Origin of the sequence: Mesorhizobium sp. M1D.F.Ca.ET.231.01.1.1, assembly GCF_003999155.2 — a bacterium.
Taxonomy (GTDB): Bacteria; Pseudomonadota; Alphaproteobacteria; order Rhizobiales; family Rhizobiaceae; genus Mesorhizobium.
The window spans coordinates 140,514-156,065 of sequence record NZ_RZOZ02000004.1 but is presented as its reverse complement, the minus strand read 5'-3'; the positions used below and the strand labels follow the sequence as shown (position 1 = coordinate 156,065).

Sequence of the window (15,552 nt, the reverse complement as noted above, 5' to 3'; positions counted from 1 at the left end):
TCATGGCTACTCCGCTTGTCGTTTCCGAGGTCGCGAAAAGCTTCACCATGCATCTGCGCGACGGTGTCACGCTGCCGGTGGTGACGGGCGTCTCCTTCTCGATCCGCTCCGGCGAATGCGCGGTGCTCGGCGGCCCGTCCGGCGCGGGAAAAAGCTCGATCCTCAAAATGCTCTACGGCAATTACGCCGTCGACGCGGGGCAGATCATCGTCCAGCATGGTGGCGGGTTGATCGACCTCGCCTCCGCCAGCCCGCGCACCGTGCTCTCCGTGCGCCGCCATACCATCGGTTATGTTAGCCAGTTCCTGCGCACCGTGCCGCGCGTCTCCGCGCTCGACGTGGTCGCCGAGCCACTTGTCGAGCGCGGCGAGGACAGAGAGGCGGCGCGGGCGAAGGCGCGTTCGCTATTGGCTAAGCTCAACCTGCCGGAAAAGCTCTGGACCCTGCCGCCCGCGACCTTCTCCGGCGGCGAGCAGCAGCGCGTCAACATCGCCCGCGGCTTCATCACCGAACATCCGATCCTTTTGCTCGACGAGCCCACCGCTTCGCTCGACGCCAGGAACCGCGATGTCGTGGTCGAGCTTATCGCCGCCAAGAAGGCGGCAGGCGTTGCGCTCCTCGGCATCTTCCACGACCAGGATGTGCGAGACGGGGTGGCCGACCGCGTCATCGACGTCACCGCCTTCGCTGCAGGCAGGATCGCCGCATGACGAGGAAGCTTTCCGAGGCGCCGCTGGTGCACGAAACGGCCGAGGTCGAAAACTCCAAGCTCGGCCGCTGGACCGAGATTGCCGAGCGCAGCCGCGTCTCGGAAAGCGAGCTTGGCGACTATTCCTACATGATGCAGGACTGCGCCGTCTGGTGCGCGACCATTCGAAAATTCTCCAACATCGCGGCAAGCGTGCGCATCAACGCCACCAATCATCCGACCTGGCGGCCGACGCTGCACCACTTCACCTACCGCGCCTCCGACTATTGGGACGACGCCGAGCATGAGAGCGAGTTCTTCGCCCAGCGTCGCGCCAAACGCGTCACCATCGGCCACGACACCTGGCTCGGCCATGGCTCGACCATCCTGCCGGGCGTGACCGTCGGCGACGGCGCGGCGGTCGGCGCGGGCGCAGTAGTATCCAAGGATGTTGCGCCCTACACCATCGTCGCCGGCGTGCCGGCAAAACCGATCCGCGAGCGCTTCGACCGCCGCACCGCCGAGCGCTACCAGGCGCTCGCCTGGTGGGACTGGGACCATGCCCGGCTGCGGGCAGCACTCGACGATTTTCGCGAACTCTCGGCTGAGGCTTTCCTGGAGAAACACAGCGGTTAATGATTGGCGCCGGCTCCCATCTGCGTGGCCGAACAGCAATGGCGCCGCCTCCGCATTTTGCCTACTATTCTTGCCGCCTTGAAAGCTGTGGAGGCCGGAATGCTGAAACGATGGATTAGCCTTTGCCTGCTTGGGTCGGTGACTTTTTTGCCTCGGCACGCTCTTGCCGAGCAGCCAAAGAGCGACCCTCGCGGTGCTGTCCTTTGCGCCTGGATGATTTATACCGAGATCGAAGCCGTCGGAGAGACCTGCTCTCCCGAGCAGGACCGTGACTTCCTTGTCTTTGTTCAGTCCCAGATCGACCGCATTAAAGCGTTCATCGTGCGGAACTCGGACACCACGCCGTCGGCTCTGGAAGACCAGCAGCGTCAAGTCCGCGAGATAGCCGCAAAGCGCCGCAGCGCCTCGTGCCAGCCGGGGGGCGACGGCATGCAGCTCTACAATTCAATAAGGTCGCTCGATCGCAGGCAGATCATTGCCGAGATGGATAAGCTCCTTGAAGTCGATCGCGAACCTTTGGCGAACCCCTGCCTTTGACGCCTGTCCGCTACAGTTTTCACACCCCTGACACAGGACTCGGACACGAGGCCATCTCCCCAAGGAGATTGCCATGCTCGCAACAGTCGGACCTTCGCTCGCCGCCTTCTTCGAAGGCAGCAATCCGGCGGCGCCGGCGCATCTCGGCACGCGCTACGACACATCGGGCAACTTCCTCCTCGAGCCCGGCAACACGGTCGTCAGCCACCTCGTCCAGGACTCTCCTTCCGAAGCCGCAATCATCGAGGTGCGCGAGCGCATGCGCGCCATGCCCGACGCCGATCGCCTGGCCTTCACGCCGGTCTCCAGCCTGCACATGACCCTGTTCCAGGGCATCATCGAATACCGGCGCCGCCTTCCTTACTGGCCGGCCGACATACCGCTCGACACCAGCATCGACGATATGACGCGTCTCTATCTAGAGCGGCTGCAGGGCTTTCAGCCTTGCCCGCCTTTCCGCGTCAAGACCATCGGCGTCACGCCGAACGGCCTCACGGTCGCCGGTGCTTCCGACGAGGACGAACGCACCCTGCGTCTGTGGCGCGACGCGCTGACCGTCCCGTTCGGCTATCGTCACCCCGACCACGACACCTATGTTTTCCACATCACTTTTGCCTACCAGATCCGCCGCCTCGCCGACGAGCGGGCGTCCGCCTGGCAGGATCTGTTCGACGATTGCCTGTCGTTTCTCGAACGCGAGGCTCCGGTGATCGAGTTCAGGCCGCCGGCCTTTTGCAGCTTCAAGGATATGAAGCATTTCGAGGAATTGCTGGTCCTCGGCTGACCCCATGGACTTCGCCCAAAACTGCGCAGCGGTTTTGGGACGACGACATGCATAAACAAGAATGGCCTGTGGGACGTAACAAAACTGACATCAATCCGACACCCCAGCTTCATCGGGCTGCGCTAGCGAAGGTTAACGGACCTTCAAAACCGCGACGTACCGGAGCCCTGCCATGTCAGCACTATCGGCCACGCTGGAAATCCGCGGCGTAACCCGACGATTTGGCAAGAACACCGCTGTCAGCGACATCAACATCTCGATCCCGCAGGGGCAGATGGTCGGCATCATCGGCCGCTCCGGCGCCGGTAAGTCGACGTTGCTGCGTATGATCAACCGTCTTATCGATCCCAGCCAGGGGTCGATTTTTTTTGACGGCGCCGAGGTTTCCAGACTGCAAGGCTCGCCGCTGCGCCGCTGGCAGCGCGACTGCGCCATGATCTTCCAACAGTTCAACCTTGTGCCGCGCCTCGACGTGCTGACCAACGTCCTGCTTGGCCGCCTCAATCATCGCTCCACGCTTTCCAATCTGCTCGGCATGTTCTCGCGCGCCGAATGCGCCGAGGCGGTGGCCGCGCTCGAGCGCCTCGACATCGCCCGCACCGCGCTGCAGCCGGCCGGCACGCTGTCCGGCGGCCAGCAGCAGCGCGTGGCGATCGCGCGCGCCATGATGCAGCAGCCGAAGGTACTGCTGGCCGACGAGCCGATCGCCTCGCTCGACCCGCTCAACGCCAAGGTGGTGATGGACTCGCTGCGCGACATCAATCTGCGCGAAGGCATCACCGTCGTCACCAACCTGCACACGCTGGACACCGCCCGCGCCTATTGCAACCGCATCATCGGCATGGCCGCCGGCAAGGTCGTGTTCGACGGCGCGCCCGAGGATCTCGACCGCGACGCCGTACGCACGGTCTATGGCGCCGACGCCAACGGCTTCGATATCTCCGAGGCCATCACGTCGACCAGCGTGAGCATCAAGCCGAAGATCACCGCATCCGCCGGACCGCTCGAACCGGCCTTCCCTGGCTACTGAGTCCACCCCGGGGCCGAAATGGTTCCGGGCAAATCGTGGATTTCGACAAGAGCAACCCGGATCGCCCGCCCGCGTCAAAGGCTGAATTCAAGAATTCGGACGCTGCCGGCGCGAAGCCGGCAAAACAGGAGAGAGGTCAAAATGTTCAGGAAAATGGTTTTCAGTGCCGTATCGATACTGGCCATGGCGGCAAGCGCTGCCCACGCCGCAGACGTCAAGGAGTTCCGCGTCGGCATCCTCGGCGGCGAGAACGAAACCGACCGCCTGCGCAACTACCAGTGCCTTGCCGACCAACTGAAGGCCGAATTCGGCTTCGAGAAGGTGTCGCTGTTCCCGGCCGCCGACTATGACGGCGTCATCCAGGGCCTGCTCGGTGGCACGCTCGACTTCGCCGAGCTCGGCGCGTCCGGCTACGCCAGCGTCTACCTCAAGGACCCGAAGGCCGTCACCCCGATCCTCACCACCAAGCAGACCGACGGCTCGACCGGCTACTATTCGATCGGCCTGGCGCTGAAGACCTCCGGCATCACCGACATCAAGTCGGCCAAGGGCAAGAAGCTCGGCTATGCCGACCCGGATTCGACCTCGGGCTACCTGATCCCGCTGACCCAGATTCCGAAGGACACCGGCGCCTCCAACGAGACCTACTTCGCCTCGACGCAGTTCAACGGCGGCCATGAGAACAACGTGCTTGCCGTCCGCGACGGCAAGGTCGACGTGGCGGTGGACGATTCCTCCGGCATCGGCGACTTCAAGAACGGCTACACCTCCGGCACCTTCCATAAGGAAGTCGCCAAGGACGCCGTCGACCCGAACGACTTCGTCGAAGTGTGGCGCTCGGGCCTGATCCCGAACGGTCCGCTGGTCGTGCGCACCGCGCTCGGCGCTGAGATGACCGCCAAGCTCACCGATTTCTTCACCGCCCTGCCGGTCAAGGACAAGGCCTGCTTCGAGGGCGTCGAGGGCGGCGATTTCACCGGCTACGTGCCGGTGAAGCCGGACTTCTACAGCGTCATCGTCGAAGCCCGCAAAGCCGCGATCGGCGGCTGACGGCATCAGGAAAAAGGGGCGGCGACTCCAAAGCGCCGCCCTTTTTGCATGCTCCGATCATGACAGCCTCAGCGACAATCCATTCCGATGCGACAAGGCAACAGGCCGACGCCTGGCGGCGTCAGACATCGCTGCGCCGCTTCTACACGGCGTTCGGGGTCGGTCTGCTGCTGGTTGCCATGCTTGCGACCATGTGGTTCGCCGACGAGGCCAATGCCGGCCACTTCTTCGACCGCCTGCCGCATATTCTCGATTTCCTGAGCTGGCTGATCCCGAAGGACTGGAACGACGTCTGGCGGGCGCTGTTCGACATCGCCTCGCCGCACGACAAGGGCACGCAGGAATTCAATTTCCCGCTCGGCCGCGTCCATGTCTGGGACGGCTTCTACATCCCCGAATATTTCGAGCTGATGCTGACCACCGTCAACGTGGCGCTGGTCTCGACCTTCATCGGCTTCGTCTTTGCCGTGCCTTTCTCCTTCATCGCCGCACGCAACCTGACGCCTAGCCCGATCCTGCGGCTCATCGTCAAGCGTTTCATGGAACTGCTGCGCGCCTTCCCCGAGATCGTCATTGCCGGTCTGTTCGCCGCCATCGTCTCGATCGGCCCGGTCGCGGCCATCATTGCGATCGGCCTGCATTCGATCGGCGCGCTGGGCAAACTGTTCTACGAGATCAACGAAAACATCGACATGCGCCCCGAGGAGGGCCTGCGCGCGGTCGGCGCCAACTGGATCGAGCGCGTGCGCTTCGCCGACCTGCCGCAGGTGCTGCCGAACTTCATGTCCTACACGCTGCTCAGAATCGAGATCAACGTGCGCATCTCGACCATCATGGGCGCGGTCGGCGGCGGCGGCATCGGCGAGGAGCTGAAGCTTGCAATTTCGCGCGGTTTCGGCGCCAAGACGCTGGCGCTGGTGCTGCTTCTCTTCGTCACCATCTTCCTCGTCGACCAGTTCTCCGCCTGGCTGCGCCGCAAGCTCGTCGGCGAGCAGGCATTTCTGATGAGCGCTTGATATGGCAGCCCTTACTGTCAACGAAATCAGTGCGATCGAGGAACGGCACCCGCAGATATTCCACCGGCCCGCCTACAAGCGCTTCTGGCCGCTTTTCCTGATCGCGGGCACGCTGCTCTATCTCGCCTATGCCCTGTGGTTCTTCAGCCTGCCGCAGGTGCTTAAGGAGTCGCATTGGGAGCGCCTGCCGCTCTTCCTGTCGCAATGGATCAGCTACGACCTGCAGCCGGAATTCCGCCTCGACCAGCCTCAGATCACGCCGAAATATCCGCGCTTCTCCGCGCTCGGCGAAAACCCCAATCCGGACTGGGTGATCAGGAATCCGGACGGCAGCTTCACCGTGCGGATCGACGGCGAGGCAAAGTCCGTCACCTTCGACAAGACAAGGGCGACGATCGTCGCCAACGGCCAGACGGTGCCGGTGTCGCTCACCGGCGGCAAACCGCTGGTGGAAGGCCCGGTGCCGGACTGGGTGACAGTGCATGACGACGAGGTCGTCGCCAAGATGGGCTTCGTCGGCGAGGTGCGCGTAACCGTCGACCGCGTCAAGGTGCGCAAGCGCTTTCTTGGCTGGGCGAACTTTGTCTTCGACACCCGCTCGCCCTTCTTCGGCAAATCGGCAGGCGAGGTGTTATCGCTGATCGTTTCCGGACCCGATCTCAAGCCGGGCACGTCGAACCTTGCTTTGGCCGCCGACAACATCTGGAACAACGCGCAGTGGCAGCATGGCGACGTCTGGACGAAGCTCTTGCAGACCATCGTCATGGCCTTCCTGGGCACGCTGCTCGGCGGCATCGTCGCCTTCCCGCTGGCCTTCTTCGCCGCCCGCAACATCACGCCGAGCGGTCTGCTCAGCCAGGTGCTGAAGCGCTTCTTCGACTTCATGCGCTCGGTCGACATGCTGATCTGGGCGCTGTTCTTCACGCGCGCCTTCGGCCCCGGCCCGCTGGCCGGAAGTGCCGCGATCTTCTTCACCGAGATCGGCACGCTCGGCAAAACCTATTCCGAGGCATTGGAAAACATCGACGACAAGCCGCGCGAAGGCGTGCTGTCGACCGGCGCCAACGGCCTGCTTGTGCAACGCTACGGCGTGCTGCCGGAAGTGGTGCCGATCTTCATCAGCCAGACGCTCTACCAGTGGGAATCGAACACCCGCGGCGCGACCATCATCGGCGCTGTCGGCGCCGGCGGCATCGGCCTGAAGCTATGGGAAGCCATGCGCACCAACTCGAACTGGGCCAACGTCTTCTACATGGTGCTTTTGACGCTGTTCGTCGTCTTCGTCTTCGACAACATCTCGAACTTCCTGCGCCGAAGGCTGAGCCGCACGCTGCATGATTACAACAGATTGCAGGGCGAGCGGGGGTAATTTCGCGCCTTCGTCATCCACGGGCGGAGCAAGGAGCGAAGCGACGCGGCGCAGACCCGAGGATCCATTCCGTTACCTGAGCCGTAGAATGCAGCGGTGCAGAATTCTGCATCGCTGCGGCGCGTCGACGTCACGGAATGGATCCTCGGGTCTCCGCGTCCGCTTCGCTCCCGCTCCGCCCGAGGATGACGAAGGGAGGACCTAAGCCGCCTTCCTCCATCCATCCCTGATATGCCTATACCCCTCGCGATAGACCGCCTCCGGGCTCTCGGCAAAATCGCGCCAAACCTTGGTCGCCGCCGCCAGGTCCTTGAGCGAGCGGCCGAAGGACTCGATGGTCAGCCAGTCGTCATAGCCGCTCTTGCGGATGGCGGAAAACGTCTCCCTCCACGGGATGTTGCCGCGCCCCGGCACGCCGCGGTCGTTCTCCGAAATATGGATATGGACGACATTCTTGCGGTTGCGCGTATAGGCGCCGATCGGGTCGGCCTCCTCGATATTGGCATGGAAGGTGTCATACATCGCCTTGATGTGCGGCCGGTCGATCGCATCGATATGCTCGCACAGATCGTCCATTGTGTTCAGCAGATAGCATTCGAAGCGGTTGAGCGCTTCGAGCCCGATGGTGACGCCCTTCTTGCCGGCATGGTCGCCGATGGCGCGCTGCGAGGCGACCGAACGCTTCTTCTCCGCCGCCGTCGGTCCGCTGCCGGAGAAGGCGCCGAGCGTCGAGTGCAGCGGCCCGCTCAGCCTGTTCGCGCCGAGCGCCGCGCTGCAGTCGATCGCCCATTTCATGTAGTCGATGCCGGCCCTGCGCGTCGCGGCATCCGGCGCGATCAGATTCATCGCCGGATCGCCCATGGCCGAGACTGCCGTGCGCTCCAGGCCGATACGGTCGAGCATCTCGCCGAGCTTCCTGTAGTCGTCCGGTTGCCCCGCGAAGACCGGGATCTCGACGCCGTCGAAGCCTGTCGCCTTGATGTCTTTGAGCAGCGCCTCGTGCTTCTTCGAGACGCTCGTCGTCCACAAGAACATGCACATGCCGATTTTCATCGACCCCTCCCCATCACCTTCGATCAAGGGGGGATGAGATTCAGGTCAGGCCGAGTCGAGAACGGTGGCTTACGAGAACCGGAGCGGAGCGTACTTAAGTACGTGAGCACCGGAAGCGCAGGAAGCCGCCGTTCGCAGACCAGCCTCACCTGAATATCGACACCCCTAGAGCTTCGTCCACGCCCCATTCTTCTTCGACGACTTCACGCAGGCCTCGATGAAGGCCATGCCCTCGACGCCGTCCGCGATCGTGGGGAAGACGACATCCTTGGCAAGCTTGCCGCCCTTCTTGCGCGCCGCGCGGATGGCGCGGGCCGCCTCCTGGTAGATGTTGGCGAAACCTTCGAGATAGCCTTCCGGATGGCCGGACGGCACGCGTGTCACGCGCCCAGCCACCGGCATCGCGCCCGCGCCGGCGCGGGTGAGCAACTGCTTCGGCTGGCCGAACGGCGTATACCAGAGATAGTTCGGGTCGGCCTGCACCCATTCGAGCCCGCCCTTCGAGCCGTAGATGCGCAGCTTCAGCCCGTTCTCGTGGCCGGGCGCCACCTGGCTCGCCCAGATCATACCCTTGGCCGGATGCGCTTGGCCGAGCGGCTTGAAGCGCAGCATGACGTTGACGTTGTCGTCGAGCTGACGGCCCGGCACGAAGGCGTCGAGATCGGCCGAGAGCGTATCGAGCTCGAGCCCGGAGACGAAGCGGGCAAGGTTGTAGGCATGCGTGCCGATGTCGCCGAGCGCGCCGCCGGCGCCGGCCTGCTTGGGATCGGAGCGCCACGACGCCTGCTTCTGCCCGGTGGCGGCGAGGTCCTCGGTCAGCCAGTCCTGCGGATATTCCGACTGCACGATGCGGATGTCGCCGAGCATGCCCTTGGCCACCATCTCGCGCGCCTGGCGGATCATCGGATAGGCGGTGTAGTTGTGCGTGAGCACGAACACCTTGCCGGTCTTCTCGACCAAGGCTGCAAGCTTCTTCGCCTCGGCCAGCGTGGTCGCCAGCGGTTTGTCGCAGATGACATGGATGCCGGCCTCGAGAAAGGCCTTGGCCGCCGGCACATGGACATTGTTGGGCGTGACGATCGCCACCGCCTCGATGCCGTCCGGACGCTTCGCCTCGGCCTTGGCCATCTCGGCATAGGAGCCGTAGCTGCGCGCCGGATCGAGCCCGAGTTCTTCGGCCGAAGCCTTTGCCCGTTCCGGGTCAGACGACAGCGCTCCGGCCACCAGCACGAAGTCGTTGTCCATGCGCGCCGCGATCCGGTGCACCGCGCCGATGAAGGCGCCCTGCCCGCCGCCGACCATGCCGTAGCGGATCGGGCCGCCTCCCGTTTCCGACTTCGATGCGCCGACCATTTTTGTCTCCCTTGTCTGAAATACCCTCCCATCGAGGAGAGGGTGGCCCGAAAGGCCGGGAAGGGTCGGTTCATGCCGGGCTCCACGCCCCGCGACCCCACCCGATCCACTTTGCGGATCGACCCTCCCCTGAAGGGGGAGGGAAAGCGGTGCTAGATCCCCATCATCGCGCGCAAAAGCTTCTTGTCGCTGGTGCCGCCGGCGAAATCGTCGAAAGCCCTCTCCGTGACCCGGATGATGTGGTGCTGGATGAAGGGGGCGCCTTCGGCAGCGCCGTCTTCCGGATGCTTCAGGCAGCATTCCCATTCCAGCACCGCCCAGGAATCGTAATTGTACTGGGTGAGCTTTGAGAAGATGCCGCTGAAATCCACCTGGCCGTCGCCGAGCGAGCGGAAGCGTCCCGCGCGGTTGACCCAGCCCTGATAACCCGAATAGACGCCCTGACGCCCCGTCGGGTTGAACTCGGCATCCTTGACGTGGAAGGCCTTGATCCGCTCGTGGTAGATGTCGATGAAGTCGAGATAGTCGAGCTGCTGCAACAGGAAGTGCGACGGATCGTAGTTGATGTTGCAGCGCTTGTGCCCGCCGACCGCGTCGAGGAACATCTCGAACGTCGCGCCGTCGAACACGTCCTCGCCCGGATGGATCTCGTAGCCGACATCGACGCCGTTCTCGTCATAGACGTCGAGGATCGGCTTCCACCGCTTGCCGAGCTCGGCGAATGCCTCCTCGATCAGCCCCGGCGGCCGCTGCGGCCACGGATACAGGTACGGGAAGGCGAGCGCGCCGCTGAAGGAAACCGACGCCTTGAGGCCGAGATTCTTCGACGCCTTGGCGCCGAACTCCATCTGCTCGACGGCCCATTTCTGCCTGGCTTTCGGATTGTTGTGCACCGCCGCCGGCGCGAAACCGTCGAACTGCGCGTCATAGGCCGGATGCACTGCGACCAGCTGACCCTGCAGGTGAGTCGATAGCTCGGTGATCTCGACGCCCGCGTCGGCGCATATCCCCTTCACCTCGTCGCAATAGGCTTTCGACGAGGCCGCCTTCTTAAGGTCGAACAGGCGGCCGTCCCAGGTCGGGATCTGCACGCCTATGTAGCCGAGTCCGGCCGCCCATTTGGTGATCGAGGCCAGCGAATTGAATGGAGCGGCGTCGCCCGCGAACTGCGCCAGAAACAGGCCGGGACCCTTCATCGTCGTCGGCATCGGCATCCTCCCTCTCTGATTTTCGCGACCAAGCATAGCGCCGATTGAAGTGAGGGCCAGCCCGTTCGGTCATTTGATATCGACGCCAGAGCGCGGCGCCATTCTGGTATTACCAAATATGGCCGTTTGGTCAAGCGGTCGGAAACGCGCCAAAAGCGCCGGGCAGGGTCGCGCCTGTAGAATTTAGTCGATAAAAATCAATAAATTACTTGACACTCCGAGCCCGTCTCCCGGTCTCCTTGCCGTTCATGTGAATTTGCTGTAGAGGTCTTGTCAGGCCCAATTGGTCGAACCAGTTTCGAGAAAAACCGCTGGAACGCCGTGGGGAGGAGAACATGCGGCGGGCTCGTTGGAGAACGCCGCCAAAAAAAGACAGGCGAATTCTGGGAAGGATAGACCATGCATCTTTCGACGCACAACTGGATGCGGGCGGAGCCGCTGGAGGTGACGCTCAAGCGCATCAAGAAACTTGGCTATGAGTCGATCGAGATTTCCGGCGAGCCCGAGCAGTACAAGACCAAGGAGACGCGCGCGCTCTTGAAGGAACACGGCATCCGCTGCTGGGGCTCGGTGACGCTGATGCTGGGCGAACGCAACCTTGCCGCCAAGAACCAGGGCCAGCGCGAGCGCTCGGTGCAATACGTCAAGGACGTGCTCACCATGGTGAGCGAGCTCGACGGAGAGATCATCACGCTCGTTCCGGCCACCGTCGGCAAGGTGGTGCCCGACGGCACCGAAGCGGAAGAGTGGGGCTGGGTGGTGGACGCCACGCGCGAATGCTTCGCCCATGCCAAGAAGGTCGGCGTCAAGATAGCCGTCGAGCCGCTCAACCGCTTCGAGACCTATCTGTTCAACCGCGGCGCCCAGGCGCTCGCGCTTGCCGATGCGGTGAGCCCGGAATGCGGCGTCTGCCTCGACGCCTACCACATCCACATGGAGGAATTTAACGTCTACGACGCCATCCGTCAGGTGGGAAAACGTCTTTTCGACTTCCATGTCGCCGACAACAACCGCTTCGCCGCCGGCCTCGGCCAGATCGACTGGCCGAAGATCGTCGGCACGCTGAAGGAGATCGGCTATGACGGCGCGCTGACCAACGAGTTCGTCGCGCCCGTCGACCGCACGCCGGCCGCGCCCTATCCGGAGATGGTGGAGCGCAACCCGGTCGACATCTCGCCCGAGCAGCTCAAATTCATCCAGGATCACGGCTCCAGCCTGCTCACCGAGAAGTTCTATACAGATCAGATGCGCATCACCGCCGAAACGCTGCTGCCGCTGATCAAGTAGTTCGATCGAAGCTTAGCCCTTCCGCCCTCGCCGGGGCGGCGGGGCCGGGGATGAAGATGCGTATCAAAAGCGTCCAGGCCTGGTGGGTCCGCATACCGATCGAAGTCGCGAAGCAGCATCGCAGCGACTTCGGTCAGGTGACGACGTTCGACGCCGCGATTTTGCGCATCGAAACCGATGACGGCCTGGTCGGCTGGGGCGAGGGCAAGAATGCCGCCGGCAGCGCCGGCAGCTACGGCGCGCTTGTCCACATGCTGAATCACGAGATTGCGCCGCAGCTCATCGGCCGCGACCCGGCCGATATCGGCATCATCTGGGAGATGCTCTACAACGGCGTGCGCCACAACACGGCAGCCCATGCCGGGCATGCCATGCCGCAACTGGCGCGGCGCGGCATGAGCGTGGCGGCGATCAGCGCCGTCGACATCGCGCTCTGGGACATCCTCGGCAAGTCGCTGGGGCAGCCGGTCTGGCGGCTGCTCGGCGGCCGCAAGGTCGAGCGCATGCAGGCCTATGCCTCCGGCGGCTGGGCTTCGGCCGATGCCATCGGCGAGCAGCTCAAATCCTACATCGACAAAGGCGGCTTCAAGGCGCTGAAGATGCGCGTCGGCGCGATGGACGGCGCACCGCATATCTCGGCCGCGCGCGTGCGCGCCGCCAGGGAAGCGATCGGCCCCGGCATCGATCTGATGGTCGACGCGCACGGCACCTACACCGTGGCCGAAGCCAAGCGCTTCATCGGCCTCACTGCCGATCTCGACCTCGCCTGGTTCGAGGAACCGGTGATCGCCGACGACAAGCCAGGCATGGCCGAGGTGCGCGCCTCGGGCTCAACACCGATCGCCACCGGCGAGAGCGAGGCGACGCGCTATGCCTTCCGCGATCTCGCGGTGTTGAAATCGGCCGACATCTTCCAGCCCGATCCCGCCTTCTGCGGCGGCATCAGCGAGGCGATGAAGATCGGCACCATCGCCAGCGCCTTCAACCTGCGCTTCGCGCCGCATCTGTGGGCCGGCGCGCCCTGCTTCTTCGCCGGCTTGCATGTCTGCGCGGCCTCGCCCGCGAGCTTCACCGTCGAATACTCGCTGGGCGCCAATCCGATGATCCACGACCTCGTCGAGGAGACTGTCGAAGCAAAGGACGGTATGATAGCGATCCCTGAAAAGCCTGGGTTGGGATTCACCGTTTCGGAGCGATTCCTGGAGGCGCACGCGCAACGCATTTGACGATGAAAGAAAAGAACCTTCTCGCGGAACTCGCCGCCTATCTGTTCTCCAACTCGGACAAGGAGTCGGGCCGCACGCCGTCGGAGCGCGAGCTGGCGGAGCATTTCGGCGTCAGCCGCGGCCAGATCCGCGAGGCGCTGGCGATCCTCGAAGCCATGCGCATCGTCGAGCGCCGCGCCAAATCCGGCATCTATATCGACACCAAGCAGGCGAGCGTGGAAGCGCTGGCGCTTTTCGCCCGCGCCGGCCTGCCGCTCGATCCGGTGCAGATCTACGAGACGGTCGAGCTGCGCAAGATCCATGAGATCAAGGCGGCCGAGCTTGCCTGCTCGCGCGCCACCGAGGAGAATTTCGAGCGGCTGCGCGAGATCCTCAAAGCCTCCGAGGAACGCATCGCCGCCGGCGAAGGCCTCGCCAAGGAGGACCGCGAGTTCCACCTCGAGATCGTGCGGGCGACCAAGAACGGCGTCTTCCACAACATCTGCAGCGTCTACTACCTGATGGGCGAGCAACGCCTGCCCATCTATTTCAACGATCCCGAGCGCAATCTGCGTTCGCATGCCGAGCACATCCAGATCTACGAGGCGCTGCTGCGCCGCGACGGCAATCTGGCGCAGGCGCTGATGAGCGCCCACCTGCAGGGCGCCGAGAGCTACTGGAAGGGCCTGATCGAAGGCCGAGGGGCGGAACCGAAAAGCGCGGCGCTCGAAAAGGCCTAGCGCAAGTCGCCCAAAAGCGCGCAGCGGTCTTGGGAAAGCGACATGCACAAAAAAGAACCAAACCCGGCCGCTTGAGCCCTTTTCAGCGCGACCCGCTTTGGAGCATTTTGCTGCGTTATTGCTTGGCTTCGCGCAAATGCGGCTGAAACAACCAGGACCCCGATGCGCAAGATCCTGTCGACGCACCCGCTGCACCCACGCGCCACGGCCATGCTGGCGGGCGCCGGCAGGCTTGCGATCGCCCCCGCCCTCGACGCCGGGACGCTGATCGCCGAAGCCAGTGATGCCGACATCGTCATCGTGCGCGCGCCGCTGCCGCCGGAGCTCTTTGCCGGCGCCAAGAGTCTGCGCGCCGCGATCCGCCACGGCGCGGGGCTGGACATGATCCCGCTCGAAGCGGCGACCGCCGCCGGCGTGCTGGTGGCGAATGTGCCGGCGGTCAACGCCCGCTCGGTCGCCGAGCATGTGATGTTCGTGACGCTCGCCCTGCTTCGGCGATTTCGCGTGGTCGACCGGGACTTGCGGGCCAAGGGCTGGCTTGCCGGGCGCGAGCACGCCAATTCGAGCAGCGAGCTGGCCGGCAAGACCATCGGCATCGTCGGCCTCGGCGCGGTCGGCCAGGCGGTCGGCCACATCGCGGCGCATGGTTTTGATCTCAACGTCGTTGCGACCACGCGCAGCCTGCGCCCGGCGCCCGAGCGTGTCGGCTTCCTGTCGATCGACGCGCTGGTCGAGCAGAGCGACATCATCGTGCTCTGCTGCCCGCTGACCGAGGAGACGCGCGGCCTGATCAGCCGCGAGCGCGTCGCCCGCATGAAGCCCCATGCGCTTTTGATCAATGTCTCGCGTGGGCCTGTGGTCGACGACGAGGCGCTGATCGAAGCCCTGCGAAAGGGCCGCATCGGGGGTGCGGCGCTCGACGTCTTCGCGACCCAGCCGCTGCCGCCGAACCATCCCTATTTCGGCTTCGACAACGTCATCGTCACCCCGCATATGGCCGGCATCACCGAGGAATCGATGATGCGCATGGGCACCGGCGCTGCCGGCGAGGCGCTGCTGGTGCTCGCCGGCAAGCTGCCGGTCAATCTGCGCAATGCGGACGTCATCGAGCATTACCGGCGGCGCTTTCCGGCGGACTGACGCTTCCCCGCCCGCCTCAATTTTCCCGGATTTGACGACGACCTTCCTGCGATGACCAAAAGTGTCGCGCGTGCCCTTCTGATCGCCGGTTTCTGCCTGTCCGCGGCCGAGGTTCGCGCCGCCGGGCAGGGCAGCTACGTACCCTGCGACAACGGCCTGCGCTGCGTGATGGCGCCCTGCCCTTCGAACAGCGCGCTCGACCTTGCCTCCGGCAAGATCGTCAAGGGCATCTTGGTCGACATCGACGGCCTGCCGCAACAGGACAAGGCGCTCGACCTCGCCGACAAGCTCTATGCCGGCAAGCTCGTCGTCGCCGGCACGATCGAGAACCGGCCGCATATTTTCAACGGCAAGCGTTACAGCCTGCCGACGCTGGTCGCCACCGGAATCGAGCGCGTGGCAAAGGACAGCGAACGCGGCCACTGCTCATCCCGCTAAGCCGCCCAAATTCCGGCC

Annotated in this window: 16 protein-coding genes; 13 read left to right on the top strand and 3 right to left on the bottom strand. The window is 64.1% G+C overall.

Going from position 1 to position 15,552, the window contains the following annotated elements; translation table 11 throughout:
• Positions 1-2: 2 nt before the first annotated feature.
• From phnL to phnE (EN874_RS13255), 8 genes are all read left to right on the top strand, one after another.
• The gene (gene phnL / locus EN874_RS13290) at positions 3-710 is read left to right on the top strand and encodes a phosphonate C-P lyase system protein PhnL (RefSeq protein ID WP_127425146.1); all 708 of its coding nucleotides are present in this window, start codon (positions 3-5) and stop codon (positions 708-710) included.
• A complete protein-coding gene (locus EN874_RS13285) occupies positions 707-1,324 on the top strand; it encodes a DapH/DapD/GlmU-related protein (RefSeq protein WP_127425145.1) in 618 nt (205 codons plus the stop codon). The genes phnL and EN874_RS13285 overlap by 4 nt, the downstream gene beginning before the upstream one ends.
• A 24-nt stretch (positions 1,325-1,348) precedes the next feature.
• Positions 1,349-1,861: a hypothetical protein gene (locus EN874_RS13280; RefSeq protein ID WP_127425144.1), complete on the top strand. Its 513-nt coding sequence runs from the start codon at positions 1,349-1,351 to the stop codon at positions 1,859-1,861.
• A 73-nt stretch (positions 1,862-1,934) separates the two neighbouring features.
• Complete coding sequence (locus EN874_RS13275) at positions 1,935-2,645, top strand: DUF1868 domain-containing protein (RefSeq protein ID WP_127425143.1); 711 nt, start codon at positions 1,935-1,937, stop codon at positions 2,643-2,645.
• Positions 2,646-2,817: 172 nt separating this feature from the next.
• On the top strand, positions 2,818-3,675 hold the full coding sequence (phnC, locus tag EN874_RS13270; protein ID WP_127425142.1) for a phosphonate ABC transporter ATP-binding protein: 858 nt from the start codon (positions 2,818-2,820) through the stop codon (positions 3,673-3,675).
• A gap of 141 nt (positions 3,676-3,816) precedes the next feature.
• Positions 3,817-4,725: a phosphonate ABC transporter substrate-binding protein gene (gene phnD, locus EN874_RS13265; protein WP_127425141.1), complete on the top strand. Its 909-nt coding sequence runs from the start codon at positions 3,817-3,819 to the stop codon at positions 4,723-4,725.
• A 59-nt stretch (positions 4,726-4,784) separates the two neighbouring features.
• Positions 4,785-5,741, top strand: a complete 957-nt coding sequence (phnE, locus tag EN874_RS13260) for a phosphonate ABC transporter, permease protein PhnE (protein WP_127425140.1) — start codon at positions 4,785-4,787, stop codon at positions 5,739-5,741.
• A 1-nt stretch (position 5,742) separates the two neighbouring features.
• Positions 5,743-7,110: a phosphonate ABC transporter, permease protein PhnE gene (gene phnE / locus EN874_RS13255; protein WP_127425139.1), complete on the top strand. Its 1,368-nt coding sequence runs from the start codon at positions 5,743-5,745 to the stop codon at positions 7,108-7,110.
• Between the two features lie 201 nt (positions 7,111-7,311).
• Here the strand turns inward: phnE (EN874_RS13255) and EN874_RS13250 are convergent, their stop codons facing one another.
• The 3 genes from EN874_RS13250 to EN874_RS13240 all read right to left on the bottom strand — a co-directional run bounded on the left by EN874_RS13250 (position 7,312) and on the right by EN874_RS13240 (position 10,724).
• Entirely contained in the window at positions 7,312-8,163 is an 852-nt protein-coding gene (locus EN874_RS13250) for a sugar phosphate isomerase/epimerase (RefSeq protein WP_127425138.1), read from the bottom strand.
• A 165-nt stretch (positions 8,164-8,328) separates the two neighbouring features.
• Complete coding sequence (locus EN874_RS13245) at positions 8,329-9,516, bottom strand: Gfo/Idh/MocA family oxidoreductase (RefSeq protein WP_127425137.1); 1,188 nt, start codon at positions 9,514-9,516, stop codon at positions 8,329-8,331.
• Between the two features lie 152 nt (positions 9,517-9,668).
• Entirely contained in the window at positions 9,669-10,724 is a 1,056-nt protein-coding gene (locus EN874_RS13240; protein WP_127425136.1) for a sugar phosphate isomerase/epimerase, read from the bottom strand.
• A 399-nt stretch (positions 10,725-11,123) separates the two neighbouring features.
• Here EN874_RS13240 and EN874_RS13235 point away from each other — a divergent pair, with 399 nt between their 5' ends.
• The 5 genes from EN874_RS13235 (at position 11,124) to EN874_RS13215 (ending at position 15,534) form a co-directional block, all read left to right on the top strand.
• Positions 11,124-12,011 (top strand): sugar phosphate isomerase/epimerase, encoded by an 888-nt coding sequence (locus tag EN874_RS13235; RefSeq protein ID WP_127425135.1) that lies wholly within the window; start codon positions 11,124-11,126, stop codon positions 12,009-12,011.
• 56 nt (positions 12,012-12,067) lie between these two features.
• On the top strand, positions 12,068-13,237 hold the full coding sequence (locus EN874_RS13230; protein ID WP_127425134.1) for a mandelate racemase/muconate lactonizing enzyme family protein: 1,170 nt from the start codon (positions 12,068-12,070) through the stop codon (positions 13,235-13,237).
• Between the two features lie 2 nt (positions 13,238-13,239).
• Positions 13,240-13,956 carry a FadR/GntR family transcriptional regulator gene (locus tag EN874_RS13225; protein WP_127425133.1) on the top strand — a complete coding sequence of 239 codons (717 nt, stop codon included), beginning with the start codon at positions 13,240-13,242 and terminating at the stop codon, positions 13,954-13,956.
• Between the two features lie 162 nt (positions 13,957-14,118).
• Positions 14,119-15,096 carry a hydroxyacid dehydrogenase gene (locus EN874_RS13220; RefSeq protein WP_127425132.1) on the top strand — a complete coding sequence of 326 codons (978 nt, stop codon included), beginning with the start codon at positions 14,119-14,121 and terminating at the stop codon, positions 15,094-15,096.
• Between the two features lie 51 nt (positions 15,097-15,147).
• Positions 15,148-15,534 carry a hypothetical protein gene (locus EN874_RS13215; RefSeq protein WP_245513554.1) on the top strand — a complete coding sequence of 129 codons (387 nt, stop codon included), beginning with the start codon at positions 15,148-15,150 and terminating at the stop codon, positions 15,532-15,534.
• Positions 15,535-15,552 lie beyond the last annotated feature (18 nt).